Here is a 19,845-nt window from a genome sequence, read left to right on the forward strand (position 1 = left end):
CTCCTCTTTTAGGCGCTTGTTCTCCCGCTTGAGCTTACGCAGCTCTTCGCTTTCGGACTTGGAATAATCTACGCCATCGATGGAGTTAAACTGTTTATCAGAGAGCCGATTGAATTGCCTCTTCCAGTTCGAGATCTGTTGTGCGCTGATCCCGAGTTCCTTGGCCACTTGGGCCTGTGTGACGCCCGGCTTTTCTGAGCGCTTAATAGCTTCTTTTCGAAATTCTTCGGTGTAATGCTGATGCTTTTTACGTGCCATTTTGGACACCTCCATATAGGGCAAATATAACTATACAGGGTGTCTACTTTTTATGGGTAACTTGGGAAGTCAGGAAATTATTTTAATGCGAAAATTCCGCTATCAAAGCTTGATTTTCAAGAGGGTATCTGACCCTAATTTTTCAATTGCTATCGCCTACAACGGAGTACTGACAGTTATTGAGATCAGATGAGTAACAAATAGGGTCAAGTTGACCCTATTTGTTACTCAGCACAGGAAAAATTGGAGCTCAGCGGGGATGTTATGCATGTGTCTGCGTTTATTAGTTTTCAAAACTTTCGATGCCGCTCAAGATTAACCTCATAGAAGTCTACCTATTTTTTGAGTATTGGATAACTATGAAAAAGCAATTTTACTGCGTCCAGATCTCCTGATAAGTTTAACGCAGATATCACTTTGTCACACACCAGTTGATGTTGAAATTTATATGTAATGAACTCTTTAAGAGGATAAGCATAGTTGTCAGGATCTTTCGAGTTTTTTGAAGGTATTTGTTTCTTTAGAAACGAGTTGATAGCGTGTCTAGGCTCTTTATCAAAAGGAAAGGCTATAAAAGACCTTTTCTCTAGAATTCTGTATTTATTCTTAATAATAAACTTTTCTATGGGCTCTTGATCTATTTCAAACTCTACAGCGGGATAAACAGATAAAATGGAAACATTGAGAACTAAAGGAGTGCCATGATAAGTCATGTTGCGAAGATGCTTTAAGACTTCTGTATACCCGTTCCAGCCATCAAACTTGGAGGCCGCCCAACTTTCCCCAGTATAGATTTTGTACTCTTTGCGCATGGCCTCTGTTAATTGTTGGCTTTTATAAATGTATTGATCATAGTTTCTCCGAAACTGATCTGGATTCCTCCTAGACAAAATCAAAGCTTCATATAGCAGCCTAAGATCTTCAGCTATAACGGTTGTTTTTCTCGGATCACGTTCATTTATCATGGTCATGTAAAGCTAACGAAATAAAAACGGGTCAGATACCCTTTTCTGTTTTCCTGTTGTCTCTTGTTAAAAATGTTCGTTAAACTGTAGCAGGTTCAACCTGACCCACTTATTTTCTTTTTTTGTCGTAAACAAGATCCACATTTCGGAACAAGGAATATCCCACCCCGTGACAACTTTCAATCCTCGACTGCACGGTATGCGAGCGCTAGCGGCTATTGGAGTATTATTATTCCACTGGGCACAACTCTATCCAGTGCAGACCACTCTTCACCCCGGAAGTAACGACTTTGGATTCCGCTGGCACCTTTCCTTTTTTATTGGTTTTGGATGGATGGGCGTAACATTATTCTTCGTTTTGTCTGGCTATCTTCTGACATCAATATTGAAGTCGAGACCTGTTACCGGTAGGGCAACCTTGTATTTTTGGCGTCGTCGCATTCTACGAATTTATCCCGCAGTTTGGCTGCAAGTTGCCATTTTTGCTGCGCTAGGAGCCAGTATCGACGGCTTACCTTCAATGCAGTGGGACACCAAAAGCATCAGTAATGCCTTTCTTTTTATTAATTTGCCTCCTCTCATGGTCTCCCCCATCAACCTAGTATGGTGGACTCTGCCAATTGAGCTCAGCTTTTACCTACTTCTTCCGGTGCTGGTACTTGCTAGTCGACGCCTGCCTTGGCCAATCATAACTCTTGCGTGTATCGCCATTACAGTTTGCTGGCGCTGGGCAACTATTGCAGTGATTAATGATCCACCATTTTATAAACATCTTAACGTACTGGATTCATTTCCAGGTATATTAACTCCTTTTATACTGGGATTTGCTATTGCCCACTTACCGACCCCCCGCCTACGATGGCACTATGCCGCCCTTACTGCCTCGTTAATCGCCGCCTACCTGCTTTTACTTGCTATTAACTTCAACCTCTCCAGTTATTGGCAAGGAGGGCTTATGCTTATACTTTGGCCAAGCCTATTAGCGGTGACTATTGCCGGAGCTGTATGGGCGTGCTCCGCTGCGCTTCCCGGTTTTACATGGCTGGGAAGCAAGCCCCTGGTATGGCTTGGAAATCTGAGCTTTGGTATTTATTTATGGCATTACCCCTGTTTCACAGTTGTCAAAACCTCCTGGCCTCATCTCGCCAATAATTTCAGTGGTAGCATAATCTCTTTAATCATTACGTGTGTTGTCACGCTGATACTTGCAGCCTTCAGTTACTATTTCATTGAAAAACCCGTAATGGGGTGGCGTCATCCCAAAGCCATATCAAAAACTAGTGTGGGCTCCACAAAACATAATTAAGAGAAAAGAGGTTTCGGGGTCAGATACCCCGTAGTAATCTGACCATAAAAACTAGCGGCCAATAGCTAAATTCACAATTAAAGAGATAACTGGTATTTCTCTAAGCTACGTACCTTTTGAGTTCTGGTTTTGTAGGAAATACTGTGAAATTCAGGCCATTGAAGGCCCATGGAATAAGGCTCCAGTAGGCCAGCTAGTTGATGGCCCTCTCTATTATCATAGCCACACATATAGGTTGGGGGGCATCGCTTGCAATCAGTTAGAACTGAAGAGTAGAGGTTGATGAGTGAAAGTCCCCCCCAGCCTCGTTACGGAGCTGGGGTGAAGCTGGTTCAATAACTCTCGAGCCTCCTCCTTCTTCTGGAAAAACTTCTTTCCGAGAGTTGATCTTGGAATCGGTAACCCGTGATTTCTTCATTATCGCCTCTTAAGGGCGACCTCTCAGAAAACTTTATTTTGGAGTGGCCAGTGCTTGGTGGATTGCAGCGGGCCCTATCGCTTTGCAGAAAAAATTCGGTTAATATTCAAATTAAGCACATTTGGTTATAACCAGAGGCCCAAAATTCCGAGTTTATAAGGCCCTGCGTGTAAATTACTTGTAATTTTTGCTCCCCTTGACCTTGTTGATCCGGGGGTAAACGACTCAAATGTCTTTGATGCATCTATAACGGCTGAGCTTATATGGCCCCACTTTAAAGGCCTGTTAAACAAAACAAAGGTAGCAATAAAAATGAAAAGAATTATAGAAAGGGCCCTAACCGTTATTTCTTTAATGGTGGCCAGTTCCAGCTTACAAGCTCAGTCATGTTTAGATATTCTGACCGCCACGCCCGGTGCTACTGATGGGGTTTATACGGTACAGGGAGAGTCTGTTTACTGCGATATGACGACCGACGGTGGGGGTTGGACCCTGGTTGCGTCTACAGCGGGTCAAACATTAAATGATCAGGGCTCAAGCTATTACGCTGACTTGCAAACCCTGTCTCCAGCGGCTGGTCATGAAGGTATCTGGAACGGCCTAAGACCTATGGGTGCATCCGATATCCGTTTTTCATGCCGCAATGGTGCAAACACGGGCCCTTTCACGGTGGATTTAGCGTTTTATAACATCGGGTGGTACGACGAGCTTACCTCCTCTTTCAATGACGCCGACATCGACTTTGAGAGTAGTAACGGCGCTAATCAGACGTTACCCCCCCCGGCACGCAAAAACCTCATCAATAATGATTTTTTGCCTTTGGGAGATCAATGGAACAGTGGGTACTTGGAAGGAGAAGATTCTGCAAGTGATCTAAATGACTTCACAGTCGATTTTGATGACCGAGGAATGGATGCCAACCAGAGTGATGGAACCGACTGGGGTGAGGACGACACAACTAGAAAATGTGGAGTGTCGGGGATCTTAAGTGGCAGCTGGTTTATTTGGGCGAGAGAAAGCGTTCCGTATTCTGTTGGCGGCAACGTAGCGGGCCTTGTTGGCAGCGTAACGCTGCGGAATAATGGCACGGACGACCTGGTAGTTTCTTCGGGTGGATCATTCAATTTTTCGACCCTGCTCATGAACGGTGAAGCTTACAACGTTACCGTGTCATCGCAGCCAGTCGGCCAAACTTGTAGCGTAACCAATGGCTCTGGGTATATTTCGAGCTCAGATGTCACTAATCTTAGTGTGAGCTGTACTGATAATGTTTACTCTGTTGGGGGAGCCGTTTCCGGACTTGCGGGTAGTATTACATTGCAGATCAATGGTGCCGATGATCTTGTTGTATCCGCGGATGGTTCGTTTAACTTCTCGACTCCGCTTACCCATAATACGGCTTATGCTGTAACTGTTCTGAGTCAGCCAGCAGGGCAAACCTGCAGCGTTACGAATGGCTCTGGAAATATTTCGGGCTCAGATGTCACTAACCTTAGCGTCAACTGTACTGATAATCTTTATCCTGTAGGTGGGGTTGTTTCAGGGCTGTCGGGTAGTATTACTTTACAGAATAATGGCGGCGATGAACTTACTCTCTCGGCGGATGGCTCATTCAGCTTCTCGACACAGCTTGTCCATAACGCCGCTTACAGTATTACTGTCTTATCCCAGCCAGAACGCCAAACTTGCACCGTAATTAATGGCAGCGGAATTCTTTCGGCTGCCTCCCCGGTCTCAGTTACCGTGGAGTGTGTTAATAACCCTGTGCAACAGCTAAAATCACTGCCAGCACTCAATTTGTCCAACCTCATTCTTATGGCAATTATGCTGGCCGGGGCTGGGGTCTACTTTCGTCGCAAACACTAACGCTGTCAAAAAGTGCGGTTAATTCTTATAGCGCAATAAGTAGACGGGAAAAATCAGCCTTACCTATTCAAAAGTCCAGCGCCATGGCTGGATAATAGGTAAGGCTGCAAGATTAAAGAGCAAGCGAGCCTGGAGTGCTGAGGCACAGAATAATAGGTAGCTCTACATGCAAAACAAAATGCATGTTTTTATCTGTAATCACTAAGGGCTGGTATTTATCCCTTATTACCTCTTCAAATCATGATGAGTCATTTTATCCCGCTTGTGTTGGTACATACGTTGATCTGCCAACGATAAGCAGTTGGACGGGTTTTTACTTTCAAAGCTGGTCGCAATACCAAAGCTCAACGCTGCATCTTCCCACCCTGTTTTTGCTAGCTCTATTTCTACCTCAGACAGAAGCTGTTTTATCTCAGTGGTTACAGTGGCTATATCGGTTTTTTTTCGGAGAGGTAGCAGGCATATAAACTCATCGCCTCCGGTGCGAAACACCAAGCCCCAATGTTTAATACGCGCTTTAATGGCCTGAGCCGCACGGATTAAGAAACGGTCTCCGTGGCTGTGGCCAAGTTGGTCGTTGATGGCTTTAAAGCCATCAAAATCGATAAAAACCAAGCAATAGGGTTGTTTCTTTAATTGGTCAAAGTGTTCATTAAACGCATGACGGTTGCCGATTTGTGTCAGTTGGTCCACCCTCGACATTTTGTAGCTTCTGTGAAACTCTTGTTGTTGCATTTTTAGCCATTCAAGCAGTGCCAATAAAATACAAAAACAATCGATAGCTAACGCTATTACTACAAATACCTCGGCCGCGCCGAGATAGGGTAGCTTTATTACGTGTAATAACACGTACAGTAAAAGTGCTGCGCCGTAGAAGAGGTTGCCCACAAGATAGTATTTAGCCCGAAAATCTTGATGCCGAAGCATACTAATGCCAGTGGCAATAGACGTGGGAACCCACACCAACGCAATCACATGAGAAATAAGAAAGCTAAGTGAAAAAGGAACAAAAGGCATTGCCAGGCCAAGTGCCAGGCAAACCCAAGAAAAAACATTAAAAAACATCGCTAACCGCGGATGATTTGAACTGCAATTAAACAAATATTTAGTAAATTGACAGGCTGCAGCAATAGCAAAAGGGAAAATAAGTATTCCCCAATACACCGGGTTAACATGTGTGCCTAAACTAGAGAAATCCAAAGCTCCAGAGGCAGCCAACCACCCGAAACCATGTAACCCAAGGTAGCCAGAGCAGGCTAAAGTTACAGGGTTGCTGGTATGTACATAAACGAATAATGCCAGCAATGCCAAAGTTAACATAACGGCAATAGCCGCGAGTGTAATGGTATTTTCCCAAAATAGTTGCTTATAAAATAAATTGCTGGAAAAAACTTCTACATCAATGGCTGTGGGAAATTTTTTAGCCTCTACGTACAGCCACAAAACACCAGCTTCATTCGCATTCAGTGTTATGGGAAAAGCCTGTTGATGCAGTTTTCGCACACTTTGGTTCTGCAATTGGCCAAAGTTATCCAGCTTTAATACACGGCCACTGCTACTCTGCCAATAACCCCACCCCCGATCCAGATAGTTTGCTTTCAAATTCACAAACCAAGTTGCCTGAGCTTGATGCAGGCTTTTTAATTCCAAGCGTAAGCCGTAAGCTCCCTTACCGCCTTGAGTGGTATCGACAGGCTGAGCCTGAGTGATAGTAGACTGTAATTTTGCAAAAGTAGGTTCAGTAGTCAGGGCGGGTAGTGAACGCCACAGCGACTGGTCAGTTGGAGTGCTGAGGCTCGATTGCGACAATGCCAAGGGTTCTGCCCAGACCGGACTAAACCAAATAGAAAGGATGAAAATTAACAGTACAGCGGGCATGCCGGAACCAACAGTGATAGAAATAAGCTGCACACTATTCTAGCCCAAACTGAGATAAATGACCTTAAATTGGTTCTTTTAGCGGAAAGCAGTCGTTAATTGTTCGCTTCTGCCGGGTAACATTGGTGGAATTATCCGGTTTCAACTTGAGGGTTTACGGTTATCTAAGGTGCGACTAGCCCCAGGCTGACAAGGTGTAGTGCAGAAGGTTTGGCGGATAAAGAAGGCCTTTAAAGTCAACTCAAACACTGATTTATTTCAATCTAATGTTGGCCTTAGCTTGTAAAAAACCGCCTAGAGTCGGGAACTCACAAGGTTTAAGGTGCGCCTAGATTGAATAAGAGGGGTTGTCGTAAGGAGGCCCAAAGGAATAAGAGTACTGCGTGCGAATATAATATAAAAGGATGAGCATATTTAATGAATAATGCAGCTAACGACGAAATAAACTACTCCAACTATTAAAATCAGAAAAATGTCTTTTAATATAGATTGTGAATAAAAGCTTGTGCTTGTCTTTTACCGCCAGTGTAGAATATCCGATTCTATATTACCGTTTTCATAGCTTTTACTCATACGACCCATGAAATCCGACCCCAAAAAACTGATTCAAAAAAATCAAAACTTGATTCATTCCGAAATGCTCAAAGTTATCTCTCACGTGCAGCGTGAGCAAGATGATTGGGTACAGCATACTGTAATGGTCGAAGGCCATGATGTGCCCTTCAAATTTAAGCGTAAAGACAATTATCAAAGCCTAAAAGGTGCACGGGTGAATATGACTTACTACCCTGAAACCGAAAAAGTGGCAGGTATGGATTTTGAAATTATGAAAGTGGTACGGATTAAGCGCGGATAACCGGCTGTAATCGTTTGAGTGGGAGTTAAACCTGCCTTCTACTTGGTTGTTTGTGCGGGGGGGCTTAACACAGGCCGCTTGAAGAAATCTAGCCTCGATTTTTTGCATTTAGTTATTAAGTAAGTGTTTTAGACGTGAAAATTTCGCCCTCAGAAACGTTAATTTTTGAGTGGGGCAGGCGACGCTTCGCGGCGTTTTTTCTCCAGTGTTTTTTGAATATCGCGCTGAGCGTTGCGAAGGGCTGATGATTTTTTACTGAGTCTATCCGCAGGTGTTCTTTCGTTTTCCAGCATTCTTTGGGTTCTCGCTGATGCTTGTTCAATTAACTCTGGCAGCAACTCCGCTTCGGGTAAGTTTTTCCAATATTTTTTAGGCATCTCCGACTGCATGGCCTGTTCTTTTAAGCGAGCAGGGTTGTATATATTTTTATAATAGGTTTTCCACATTTCGTGCATGGGGTCGTCTAGCGCGGCGGGCTTTTCACGGCCGGGCGCAAGACGCAGCTCTGATTGATTCCAAAGTGCGCATCGATCGGGGGTTAAAATACACCAATGCATACCGGTAAAGCGCTTGGCAAAAAAGGACGAAAGCTTTTCTACAATTAGGTGGGTGGGCTCAAACCAGGCGACAAAAAAGCCCTTACCTGAAGAGCCATTCTCTGCTGTATTCTGCTTTAAAAAATCAACTTCCTCTGCATTCAGCAGAGAGGGTAAACAGGAGAATTCCAGATCATTAAAGCGCACAAAGGCTTTCATTTTGTGCATATCGCGAGCCACTGATTTTGCCATGTTGCGGGCAGCGATAACATCGCTATCGGCTAAATCGTGAATAATATGGCGGCTATGGTTTTGTAGCTTCCAGGCCAAGCGGTACAATACCTGCCACTTTTGGTTGTCACGATAGCAGGCTGCGTTTTCCGCCAATTCAAGAAAAGCTTTGGGCATTGTAATCACGGGCATTCGCCCAGCAGGAACTAAACTGTCTATTTCATCAAGCGAATCAGCCATAGACTCGAACAGGCTTTGTTGGTTTCCCGAGCCCCACTCTATTTCATCGGGGCTGATGCGAGCCTGCAAAAGTGATCGGGCATAGCGGCGCCACTCGCGAAAATGATTCACATTGAAATAATACATATTCAAAACAGCGATAGCTGATTTTTCTTCTGCGCAGCAGCAGAGACAGCCGAGCCCTGCGATTGCGCCAACCAGCGCTGCTTAATCGCCTTAGAACTTACATCACCAATAGACGGAGAGTAGTTAGCCGTTTGCACAAAAAACTGAATTTTTTTAAACGGAATTTTAAAGCGCTCGAAATCCTCGATCCGCACTTTCTTAAAACGCCGCTGCTGCAATATGCGCTGCGCTGTTCGCACCCCTACCCCCGGTATACGCAATATTTGTTCGTAATCGGCGCGGTTCACATCCACAGGAAAGTACTCCCTGTGCTGAAGGGCCCACGCAAATTTCGGATCGACATCCAAGTCCAGCATACCGTCTTCAGCGCTGGTGGTTTGGGTGATCTCATCCACCTTAAAGTGATAAAACCGCATTAACCAATCGGCCTGATACAATCGGTGCTCGCGAATCAAAGGCGGTGGTTTTAGCGGCAACGCAGAAGAGGCATCGGGTATCGGGCTAAAGGCCGAATAATAAACCCGCCGCATCTCATAGCTTCTATACAGGTGGTGGGATTTATTTAAGATAACCGCATCATTGGAGTTATCGGCCCCGATAATCATCTGCGTGCTTTGCCCCGCCGGAGAAAAGTCCGGCACCTGCTTGGTGCGGCTTTTAGATTTTTTACGCTGCTCTTTTCTCTCGGCTTTATGCTCACTGATCGTCTCTTTCAGGCGCCCCATGGTGGATTCAATGGTTACGGTAGATTTTTCTGGGGCTAGCTGTTGCAAAGACTCTTCACTGGGCAGCTCGACGTTAATGCTCAGCCTGTCGGCATAAAGACCTGCTTGCGCCAGCAAATCTTTGGAGGCCTCGGGAATCGTTTTTAAATGAATATAGCCGCGAAAGCCGTGCTCTATACGCAGCTTTCGCGCGACTGCCACCACTTGCTCCATGGTGTAATCGGCCGATTGAATAATACCGGAGCTTAGAAACAGCCCTTCGATATAGTTACGCTTATAAAAATCAAGACACAGCTTTACCACTTCATCGACGCTAAAGCGCGCGCGGGGCACATTGCTGGAGGCACGATTAACGCAGTAACTGCACTCGTAGATACAGAAGTTAGTAAGAAGCACCTTTAACAATGAAATACAGCGACCATCAGGGGTATAGGAGTGACAAATACCCATGCCCCCCGACGAACCGATACCGCCAGTTTTAGCAGAGTCGCGAAAAGTGGTACCGCTGCTGGCACAAGAGGCATCGTATTTGGCGGCATCGGCCAATATCGCGAGTTTTTTGATTAAATCAGACATCCACTACACCTGTATAAGAGTGCTGTATGTTTATACAGTTATAGTGGAAAGTCAATGTCGCCTTTAGGCAGAATTCAACTACCACTCTGTGTCCACCTAACAGCCTGCTAGTTAAAGGTGATAGACACTGAAGTCTAACTTTTAAGTTCACCCAGCCGGATTTATTGGGCCAATAAGCGCGAAAATGTGGGTATTCACCCTTGAGGTGAGGCCTGGTGCACTACAGTGCCGTTTATAAAAGAAAGAAAAACCGACAAAAATGACAACGCTGTCTTTTGCGATTATCGTCACTCGGACTTTTTAGCCATAAACCCTCCAGTGTGACTTAAGGCACATTTAACGAGTGTTTGTCGGTTTTTTAGCCAAATTGTCTTGTTGTTAGACTCATGTGTTTGCATACTGATTTCGCTTATTCCCCGTACAGCGAATCAATAACAAGTAATCCGCGCTTTTTTCGCTTTAAATGACAACGTTGTCTGTGGGTTTGGAGGCTGTAATAGCACTACCTGATGAGAGACTTACGTTGTCAGCGAGCGTTGATAGGGGAAGGCACCGATGCTCCGTCCATGACTAAAGCTTTAATGACTTGGGAGAACAATAAAATGACTCTATACAAACAGGGCAAGCTGTTGGCTGCTTTGTCTCTTACCGTGGGGACAGGCACCGCCATGCAGGCTCAAGCCTACGACTGCGCTAACCTTAGCGATTACACCAACACCACTTATGCCACCGGCGATTTGGTTCGCCACAATGGCGAGGCCTTCCGCTGCGAGGTTGGCGGCTGGTGCTCTACCGGTGGTGCCTACGAGCCGGGCTCGGGTTGGGCTTACGAGAATGCCTGGGCCGATTTGGGCCAGTGCGATGGCAACAGCCAATCAAGCGTATCTTCTAGCTCGGTCTCGTCCAACTCATCTGTATCTTCTAGCAGTTCATCCGTTGTAAGTTCTTCGTCATCGTCAACGGGCGGCGGCTGTGCCGACGCCTGGGACGCCAGCGTGGCCTACTCGGGCGGTGCTCAGGTCACCGCCGGTGGCTCCCGTTATGAAGCCAAGTGGTGGACGCGCGGCGACGACCCGCAAACGGCAGGCACTTACGGCCCCTGGAAGCTAATTGGCAGCGCCAGTTGTGGCAGCGAGTCCTCATCGAGCAGCTCGTCATCTAGCCTCAGCAGCGTTTCTAGCAGCAGCTCATCATCCAGTGTGAGCAGTGTCTCTAGCAGTAGCTCATCCAGTGTGATTTCCAGTTCAGCTTCCAGCGTCATTTCCAGTTCGTCTTCAAGCTCAAGCAGTGTGGATGTCGGTGAGCTGTGTGCCGACTATCCGGTTTACCCGAATTGGCCGCAAGCGGATTACGCTGAAAAAGACCAAGTGGTGGTTTACGACAATATTGCCTACCGCGCCAAATACTACACAGATACCGTTCCGGGCAGCGATGACACCTGGCAGCACGAGCTTAACTGTGACGGTACCGCCGAAGGTGGCCCGGCCCTGCTTTCAATGCCCAACCCGAAAGACCCGGTTAGCTTAAAAGTGGCCGGCTGGCCCAATCAGGTCGTCGCAGCCACACCCGCTACCGCGCCTGACATTATTGATATCACCGCATCGGTGGCCAGTGCTGCCAGTACGGCCGATTTAACCAGCGCCTTTGAAGCCGCTATTGCCAAAGCGCAAAACGCCGGCTCCAAAACCGTGGTTATTAGCGGTGACTTGCTTGACTCAATTGTTGCCGACAAAGGCGCGTCTTTAGGTGCCGTAGATGTTCAGGCAGCACTGTCGGCGGCCACAACCTCAATTGATGCCAGCGGGCTTAGCAACGATGCCAAAGGCGTGGTGCAAGCTTACAACTTAATCCTTAACGAGCTGGCCCCCAACGCTGTGTTCGGCTGGGAGTTGACCATTGGCAGCTTCGTTAACCAATACCACACAGGTTATCGCAGTGTTTGGAACGCCGCCTCTAAAGCGACGGCTGATGCCCTGTACTCTTTCGAGTTGTACCGCGGCAGCAACGCGGCTGATATTGTCGCCTTTGTTAAGACAACAGACACGCCTGCGCTAACGGCAGACCAGTGGGACAACGGCTTGCGATTTGTAAAACAAGTGTCTGACTTTATCGAGTCACCTGCCTTATTGTCTGTACCATCGGATCAGGCCGGCACTTACTTTTTGGGGCAAACCTCAGCCGAGCGCAAACTGCGTCACACGGCGCACCACAATGTATTTGCGGTTCTGTTTGATGCCGATAGTGCAAGCCTTAGCAACAAAATTGCTGACTATGCCACGGCAACCGTGCCTTTGTACTACGAGGGCCAGGGCAGCGCGGTGGATGATAACCTTGAGTTAACCTCAAACGCTTCATTGAACGCGACGCTGCTTTCGGTAGAGCAAACCATGAATAACGAAGCCTTCCTCTACGAGGTTTCGCAAGGCTCCTACGCGCCATCTACCGTTTACAAGTGGAACGACTATTTGAAAGCGTTAAGTTCCATGCACAACGTCGGCATTGCTGGCAAAAAGTTGTGGTTGCTGGATGAGAACGCCGACGATGCCACCAATGAGAAGTACGCAAAAGTCGCCATCGCCGCTTTCCTTTCACAGAGCATGAAAGAAACCATTCGTTACAATGCGTGCGACGAAAACAACTGGTCAATTGGCACCGGTGACCCGGTGGACTACCCACTGAGTTCATCCTGTGGGCAGCTGCAACAAGACTACGCCAGCTATGGTGTGAACCCGGTAACCGGTGAGGACCACCCCTACTCTTGCCCGCGCGCGCCCAAAATGGAAGTAACGGCTACCACCCATGCCGGTTGGTATGGTGCGCCTGCCCCACTGTTTGCCGCGCCCGATGCAGTACTGGAAGAGGCCGGCCTGCTGGTCGACGGTGCCGTGGGTTACTGGAACTTCGGTGGCGGCTGGTGCGCCGAACCACCTGAGCGTATCGACACCTCAAAACAAGCCTGGGAGCGCGATGCCTGTAAAGTCTACGCGGGCCAAAAAGCCGGTGAGTTTGTGCACAATGGTGCTGCCGGAAAGTCAGTTGAAGGCTGTGGCTGGTGGGGCCGTGGCGTGATTCAAACCACAGGGCGCCAGAACTTCGGTACGCTAAACCACTTTTTGGGCCGCAGCCATGTGGACCCGGCCACCGTGGGCACCGTACAACAAGGCATTAACGTAGCGCCCGCGCCAGCGGACCCGCTGTACGCCAACCTGGACTTCTGCTCCAACCCGCAGCTGATCTGTACCTCTGAAGAGCACAAAGAGCTCAAGTGGATTGCCGGCCTGTTCTACTGGGTAAACGACGTACAGGGCTACAACGTGGACGGCGGCCCCTACGGTGACTGGGACTACCTGACCGAGCTAAAAGCCTATGTGGATGGCGGCATGCAAGGCACCGAGTTTATCGATGACATCTCCGGCATCGTCAACCGCGGCTGCCCGGATTCCTCTTGCCCCATCAGCGGCGAAGTTGACGGCATTGAAGACCGCCGTGAAAACTTCTTTTTGGTACTGGAAAAATTGGGTGTAAACCCGCAATAAACCAGTAATGCAATAAGTGCTGACCCTGTGGCCTAAAACCCAGGGTCAGTACAATCGGCCCCAAACCTGAAGTGCGAAAAACACGTTACAAAAAGCATTTTGTTTCTCGGTGCCAATAGTTAAAGCGTTATAAAATTTCCCTCGCGCCCCTAGATTTCTTGGTGACTTTTCGCGGCCTTTGCCGACTGCCATGGCCAACGGCCCGTTAGTTCGACATCCAGGGTAAAGCTTAAAAAGGTGCGTATTAAGACAATAATCGCCAGCACACCCACGGTGGTGAAGGTCAGCTCAACGGCCACGGTGTGAATGATGTCGGCGGCTACCAATAGCTCCAGCCCTAATAAAATGCCCCGCCCCAACTGACGCCTTACACGGGCGTAAATCTCATTCCGGTCGCGCTTTCTAACAGTGTCAATTACCCCATACACCAAGGTATAGATGGAGAAAGCAACAATAATAAATATACCAATAACTTCAATAATCGCTGCGCCCCACTCGGCAAAGGGTTTTACAAAATCAATCATCCTGAGTTTCCTAAATCTGTTGTTGTCATGTCGCTATTAACTACAGCGCTAACACTCCGGTCGTGTCTTTATTTCAGCACAAAGCGTAACTGAGCTTAAGTAATACACTTCATGGTAACGGGCAGCGCTTTACTTTATGTGCGCTAACCTTGTGCTTTTCTGAACTCTGCAACTTTCCTGCCTTATCGCTCGGTATTCCTCAGTAATAAAATGGTTTCGGTTGCTAAAAGCCTCAGTAAAAGAGCCTGAAGGCTGTTGAAGATCGGAAGAAAAATTATAAAGGCAGTCAAAATTCTACAGAGCTTTGTAGATTTTACGTGCGATAGAAGTAAAGCATTGGCTTTCGGCCGTTCAATACCGCTCGTTGATGCCTATTTTAGGCTGATACAAAAATTATTGATGGCTGGCATGCTTGCTGCACCTGTGAGATCGACCGCCTCAATCGTAGAGGCAATAACCATTTTCTTATTGAAAGCGAAAGCTCGATAGAAGTAGATGGCAAAACACTGGAAAAATTAGGAGTGATTATTATGAACAACGATCAGTTCGAAGGAAATTGGCATAAAGTTAAAGGCGCTGCTAAAGAGAAGTGGGGCGACCTGACTAATGATGATATTGACCGCGTCAACGGCAACCGTGAAAAGCTTGAAGGCGAGATTCAAGCCAAATACGGAAAATCCAAAGAGGAAGCCAAAAAAGAAGTGAACGACTTTATCGATAGCTTATAAGTCGATAAAACCGGTGCAGAAGCTTTTTGCAGCCGTAAGGTGCTAAGAGCTTTTGCATCGGCGTAGCTTTTATTAACCAGCAAACCTCGAAGCTTTTTATCCCGCCAAAAAATTTAAAATTTTATGCACCGGTTTTTAATGTTGATCACCACTCTACATGTGCATTGATGGTGTCAGCTTTGCTAAATACTAAACAGAGTCAAACCAATATTTACCGCCAACTTTAAATAAAGTGTTAAATAACGGGAGACAATCGTGACAAGTTTACACGTTCGCGCCTCCACACCCGAACCGCCATCAGGCTGGAGTAAACTGCGTTGGTATGGCCCCGGTCTACTGTGGATGTTATCGGCGGTAGGTACCGGTTCTATTTTATTTACGCCTCGCGTGGCAGCCGCCTACGAATATCAGCTGCTGTGGTTGCTGCTGTTAGTCGTATTCTTTATGTGGGTCATGATTCGTGAAATGGCGCGCTACTCTATTGCCAGCGGCCAAACCATGCTGGAGGGCATGTACACCTTAAAAGGCCCCAAAGGTTGGGCGGTGTGGTTTATATTGGTGCCGCAATTACTGGCGGCCAGTGTGGGTATTGCAGGTTTAGCCGGTGTGGTCGGCAGTGCATTGCAAAGCTTTTTACCGGGTAACGCCACTTTGTACGGTGCCCTGTTGATCGGGTTATCCACTATGGTGGTGGCCGGTGGGCAGTACTCGGCGCTTGAGCGCATAAGCCGCATTATGGCTTTGGTTTTAATGGTTATGGTCATTGTTGCAGCGGTGGTCGTCTCACCCGATATGACCAAAATGGCTAAGGGGCTGACACCGACGTGGCCTAAAGAGTCAGAGCTGTACATCATTTTACCCTGGGTGGGAACAATATTAGCTGGCTCCATGGGCATTGTCTGGTTTGGCTACTGGACTGCCACCCGAGGCTTTGGCGGTGGCCTGGAAAGTCGCGATAAAGACGACGAGTGTAAAGAGTCCGCTCCCGCTACCGAGGACAACGACCAAAGCGTAAAGTCTCAGCGGTTAAACGATTGGGTCAAGGTGATGACCGGAGCGGCTACCCTTGGTGTAGTGGGTGGCTTATTGGTAATTACTGCATTTTTAATTCTAGGGGCTGAGTTACTTGGCGGCAGCGGCGACATTCCCAAAGGTACTGATGTCGCCACAGATTTAACCGGCTTGTTTTCCGAAGTGTGGGGAAGCTGGGGTGAATACCTGTTGTTGGCCGCAATTATTATTGCCCTGGGCGGCAGCGTGCTTGCCAACCAAGACGGCTGGGGCAGAAGCTTCGCGGATATGACGCTGATTCTCACCCGCGACCTGCGCGATAGCCGTCAAGCTGGCAAAACTCACGCATTGGAAAATTGGCTTAAAGATAAATCGGGTATCACGCTTTTTAAGCGAAAAACCTTAAAGAGAATTTTCGTGGTTACCGTAACCGGCATTATTCCCATCGTTATCGTTTTACTGTTTAAAGACCCGGTTAAAGTCATGTCCGCCTCTGGAATAGTCGCCGCACTCCATACGCCTTTTATTGCGCTCGCCGCACTTTACGTTAATCGCACACGCCTCGCCGATGGCATACGCCCCGGCATCGTCGCAACGGTAAGCATGGCGACAGCGGGTCTGTTTTATTTAGGGTTTGCCGGGTTGTATGTGTGGGATTTAGTGGCGGGCGGCTCAGGTGCCTCGTAAAAAGCACACACGCGCGTGATCAAGCTTAACGCTAATTGTGAAGCGGCTGTTCGCTAATCTGTCAGCGGCTTGGCCGGGAATGCCGTCCTAAGCGCTGATTTTACTTATTTAGGTGTGGGTCGCGGCTTAACTAAAACCTAAACCACAATCAGCAATGCTGAAGCGGTGGCAACCACTCCAAGCGTATTCATCTAACCCTCACCCAAAAACCGTAGAGACGAGGCTGGCGCAGGTATGAACCCAGCTCCAGGTAAGAATGCCCTTGGTGCTCATGCCGTAAAAGTCGCATTAAAAATCGATAGAAGCCGACAGTGACAGAGTGCGCGGATTGCCCATAATCAAATAATTGGCACCCGGAAAACCACCGGTGGAGGCCCAGTAGTGTTCGTCGAACACATTGTCTAAACGTGCGCGTAAGGTAACCGGCGTATTGTTAAGCTCGGTGGCGTACCGAGCCCCTAGGTCAAAACGCTGCCAGCTATCCAACTCTACGGTATTTTCTTCATTGGCGTATTGGCTGTCGGTGTACACGACTCGTGCTTCCAGCGTTAAGCCTCTAGCCGCCCATACATCCCACTCAATATTGAAATTAGCTTGTAGCTCTGGCACACCAATAGGCGAGTTACCTTGGTTAACGCCACCTTCAGTGCGAGCAAGCTCCGACTGTAAATAGGTGGCCCCACCAATCAACCGCACGCCTTCGCTGGGTTCGCCGAATACGCTAACCTCAATACCTTTATTCTCCTGACGACCGGAGGGTTCAACCCGCTGGTCAACCACAATTGTGTTGGCGCGCTCCAGGGTAAACGCACTGACCGTAGTCGCGAAAGTGCCAGCGTCGTACTTAACACCCAGCTCCACCTGTTCACCGGTAAGCGGGTCAATCACCTCACCGGCATTATCGATGACTACACCACCACTGATGGCGGGCACTACCGACCCCGGCTGAAGGCTCTCGGCATAGTTGCCGTAAAAAGAAAGGTTGTCGGAGCTCTTCCACACCAGGCCAAGGGCCGGCGTTACTTTAGAGGCATCGTAACCCGATAACTCTGAGCCGTCGTTGTAATCAAACGTGTTGGTTTTAATGTTCTGGTGGCGTAAGCCAACGGTGGCTAACAAACGATCATCCAGCAGCCCCGCTGTATAGGCCAGCGCCAGACTTTCATTTTTGGTTTTTTCTGTCAGCAAGGGGTCGTTTAAATCGCCGCCGGGGAAAATATCGGTTTGCGGTGGAGTTACCACCACCGGATCATACAGATCGGAGGTGAAAGGCGTTAAGTAAAAGGCAAATGCGTTTTTGGATTCCAAATCGACAGACGAGGCCGAAAACACCACTGTTTGATTTATTGAGCCGGTGTTAAAGGTTAGCTCTACGCCGCCATCTAAAGAAGTCACATCGTCTTCGCGGGTATTATCAAAACGGCTGGAGGATAGGTTGCCGTCGGCATCGGACTTAGGGTTAGCCAATAGGTTGGCTTCTTCGCCGCTGCGCGCGCCACCGGCTAACCACACCTTAACCGCATCGGTCACGTCATACTCGCCGCGCACCACGCCAAAGGATTGTTTTTCATCGCTGTAAGTCCAGGGCTGACCAAAGTTACGGTTTGACTCAGGCACGGCTGGAATGTCGCCCAAGGGGGTGACCTGCGGCAGGGGTTGGTCGACATGGTTGTCCTGATACCCAAAATCGGCCGAGAAACGAAAGCGCTCGCCAGCATAATCGGTGCCCAGCGAGAATACAGTAAGCTCTCGCTCTTGGTTTTCGATGGCGGCCTCGCCATCACGACGAACGGCATTAACGCGAATGCCCCAGGCGTCGTTCTCACCAAAGCGCTGGCCCACATCAAGCGCGGTTTGATATTGCGCGTCGGACTCATACCCGGCGGTTAACTTAGCAATACCCTCGCCAGGGGCCCGTTTGGGTACCAAATTAACCGTGCCCCCAGTGCCGCTGCCACCCGGTGCGGCACCATTTAAAAAGGCATTGGCCCCGCGAAACACCTCTACCCGCTCAACCAGTTCGGCGGCGACAAACTGCCGGGGCAAAATGCCATATACCCCGTTTAAGGTAATATCGTCGGAGTAGACCGGAAAACCACGCAGAATATACACCTCTTGGAAGTTGCCAAAACCTTTGGCAACCCGCACCACGGGGTCATTCTGTAAAACATCCCCAACACTCTCGGCCTGCTGCGCCGCCGCCAAAGAGGCGGTATAAGCCGTCCCTGAAAAAGGGGCATCGAGAAAATCCAGGTTGCCCAACAAACCCGCACGGCCGCCGCGAGCCACCTGCCCGCCCGAGTACTCCTGCAGCAACTCCACCTGCGAGCGCTGGCCGGTGACTACCATCTCCTCCAAACCGGGCTCGGTGCCAGAAGCATTAGCGTCGGTGTCAGGTTCTTGGGCAAAAGCGAAAGGGGCCCCGCTGGCCAGCAAGGCCGCGAGCAGAGTGCGGTTCATATTCATGACGTGTCCCGAAAGCTAGTGATAAAAACGCCATTATAAACGACAATCGTTTTCATTTGTGTTTCTGTGCTAGTGAATTAGGACTGGGTTAGGTAAAACTGATACAGGCGAGCCTGATGCACCTGTGATCACAAACGTTACGCTGCAAACGGTCACCTTTAAAAGAAAAGGGTAGGGGCAGGCCACGATAAACAGCATTGGGCCAATCGAAAGGGTAGATACTGGGCCACAAGTTTCATCTGACCCAGCTTATTCTTTTTCTTATGAGAAGTCTTGTTTCTTGCTATGGCGAACACGGGCAATCACTATCCGGTCGCCCTCTGGCCGATAGCGCAAAATATAATGACCACTGCCAAAGGATATAAATAGATCCCGGAATGGCAGGGCTTCTTCAACGGGCCTTCCCGCCTCAGGGTTTTCCATCAACACTGGCGTAGCCTCTATGATTCGGCTCGCAGCGCGACGGGCAGCCCCTGGGTTTTTCTCTTCAATAAAGCGTCGTAAGCGCGCTACATCCTTCGCCGCGCCCGGCAACCAGACTATTTAACGGGGCATGGTTTCTCCGCGTCTGTACCCCAAGAGTCTAGCCACTCGGTCATGGCATCATTGCTCACCACCTCACCGGTTTCCTGATACGTCTCCCAGCGCGCTAGGGCCTCGTGCTTTTCAGTACCTATGGCTTTAGCGTCATAAGCTTCACCTGGCCCCATTGTTTCTTATCTATTTCCCGGTTGTCAGCTCCAATACGCCGTGGCACACTAAGCCGCATAGCGCGTAAGGCTTATCACCCAAACCGCTTGCCAGGGGCAGGCCAGGATAAGTCAGATTGAACCAGTCAGGAAGGTTAGATAATAGCGGGCATGACCCGGATATACGCAATGCTTTCCCTCCCTTTGACTCGTCAGTTTATTC

15 protein-coding genes are annotated in these 19,845 nt (G+C 48.5%); 6 read left to right on the forward strand and 9 right to left on the reverse strand.

Features of this window, described 5'->3' with window-relative positions:
- On the reverse strand, positions 1-258 hold a 258-nt coding region (locus D568_RS0117655), incomplete at its 3' end, for a transposase (RefSeq protein WP_020210938.1).
- A gap of 335 nt (positions 259-593) precedes the next feature.
- The gene (locus D568_RS0117660; RefSeq protein WP_020210939.1) at positions 594-1,229 is read right to left on the reverse strand and encodes a hypothetical protein; all 636 of its coding nucleotides are present in this window, start codon (positions 1,227-1,229) and stop codon (positions 594-596) included.
- Between the two features lie 163 nt (positions 1,230-1,392).
- Between D568_RS0117660 and D568_RS0117665 the strand changes: the two genes are divergently transcribed.
- Entirely contained in the window at positions 1,393-2,529 is a 1,137-nt protein-coding gene (locus D568_RS0117665; RefSeq protein ID WP_157497991.1) for an acyltransferase family protein, read from the forward strand.
- 730 nt (positions 2,530-3,259) lie between these two features.
- Positions 3,260-4,813: a fibrinogen-like YCDxxxxGGGW domain-containing protein gene (locus D568_RS21295; protein WP_026287136.1), complete on the forward strand. Its 1,554-nt coding sequence runs from the start codon at positions 3,260-3,262 to the stop codon at positions 4,811-4,813.
- Between the two features lie 225 nt (positions 4,814-5,038).
- Here D568_RS21295 and D568_RS0117675 read toward each other — a convergent pair whose 3' ends face one another.
- Positions 5,039-6,724, reverse strand: a complete 1,686-nt coding sequence (locus D568_RS0117675; RefSeq protein ID WP_020210941.1) for a sensor domain-containing diguanylate cyclase — start codon at positions 6,722-6,724, stop codon at positions 5,039-5,041.
- Positions 6,725-7,271: 547 nt separating this feature from the next.
- Between D568_RS0117675 and D568_RS0117680 the strand changes: the two genes are divergently transcribed.
- Positions 7,272-7,547 carry a hypothetical protein gene (locus D568_RS0117680; RefSeq protein WP_020210942.1) on the forward strand — a complete coding sequence of 92 codons (276 nt, stop codon included), beginning with the start codon at positions 7,272-7,274 and terminating at the stop codon, positions 7,545-7,547.
- 158 nt (positions 7,548-7,705) lie between these two features.
- On the opposite strand, the gene D568_RS20655 is transcribed toward D568_RS0117680, so the two are convergent.
- Together D568_RS20655 and D568_RS0117690 are read right to left on the reverse strand one after the other, a co-directional pair.
- Positions 7,706-8,680, reverse strand: coding sequence for a TIGR03915 family putative DNA repair protein (locus D568_RS20655; protein WP_020210943.1), 975 nt, complete (start codon positions 8,678-8,680; stop codon positions 7,706-7,708).
- Between the two features lie 2 nt (positions 8,681-8,682).
- A complete protein-coding gene (locus D568_RS0117690) occupies positions 8,683-9,981 on the reverse strand; it encodes a putative DNA modification/repair radical SAM protein (protein WP_020210944.1) in 1,299 nt (432 codons plus the stop codon).
- A gap of 509 nt (positions 9,982-10,490) precedes the next feature.
- Between D568_RS0117690 and D568_RS0117695 the strand changes: the two genes are divergently transcribed.
- Positions 10,491-13,517: a cellulose-binding domain-containing protein gene (locus D568_RS0117695; RefSeq protein WP_211211726.1), complete on the forward strand. Its 3,027-nt coding sequence runs from the start codon at positions 10,491-10,493 to the stop codon at positions 13,515-13,517.
- A gap of 149 nt (positions 13,518-13,666) precedes the next feature.
- On the opposite strand, the gene D568_RS0117700 is transcribed toward D568_RS0117695, so the two are convergent.
- Positions 13,667-14,041, reverse strand: a complete 375-nt coding sequence (locus D568_RS0117700; protein ID WP_020210946.1) for a DUF1622 domain-containing protein — start codon at positions 14,039-14,041, stop codon at positions 13,667-13,669.
- A gap of 530 nt (positions 14,042-14,571) precedes the next feature.
- On the opposite strand from D568_RS0117700, the gene D568_RS0117710 reads away from it, so the two are divergent.
- Together D568_RS0117710 and D568_RS0117715 are read left to right on the forward strand one after the other, a co-directional pair.
- The gene (locus D568_RS0117710) at positions 14,572-14,769 is read left to right on the forward strand and encodes a CsbD family protein (RefSeq protein WP_020210948.1); all 198 of its coding nucleotides are present in this window, start codon (positions 14,572-14,574) and stop codon (positions 14,767-14,769) included.
- A 255-nt stretch (positions 14,770-15,024) separates the two neighbouring features.
- Positions 15,025-16,467 carry an Nramp family divalent metal transporter gene (locus D568_RS0117715; RefSeq protein ID WP_051084097.1) on the forward strand — a complete coding sequence of 481 codons (1,443 nt, stop codon included), beginning with the start codon at positions 15,025-15,027 and terminating at the stop codon, positions 16,465-16,467.
- 288 nt (positions 16,468-16,755) lie between these two features.
- On the opposite strand, the gene D568_RS0117720 is transcribed toward D568_RS0117715, so the two are convergent.
- The 3 genes from D568_RS0117720 to D568_RS21865 all read right to left on the reverse strand — a co-directional run bounded on the left by D568_RS0117720 (position 16,756) and on the right by D568_RS21865 (position 19,643).
- Entirely contained in the window at positions 16,756-18,933 is a 2,178-nt protein-coding gene (locus D568_RS0117720; protein WP_020210950.1) for a TonB-dependent receptor, read from the reverse strand.
- 261 nt (positions 18,934-19,194) lie between these two features.
- Entirely contained in the window at positions 19,195-19,467 is a 273-nt protein-coding gene (locus D568_RS22300) for a type II toxin-antitoxin system RelE/ParE family toxin (protein WP_020210951.1), read from the reverse strand.
- Between the two features lie 5 nt (positions 19,468-19,472).
- Positions 19,473-19,643: a hypothetical protein gene (locus D568_RS21865; protein ID WP_020210952.1), complete on the reverse strand. Its 171-nt coding sequence runs from the start codon at positions 19,641-19,643 to the stop codon at positions 19,473-19,475.
- Positions 19,644-19,845 lie beyond the last annotated feature (202 nt).

This window comes from Gilvimarinus chinensis DSM 19667, from assembly GCF_000377745.1.
Lineage (GTDB): Bacteria > Pseudomonadota > Gammaproteobacteria > Pseudomonadales > Cellvibrionaceae > Gilvimarinus > Gilvimarinus chinensis.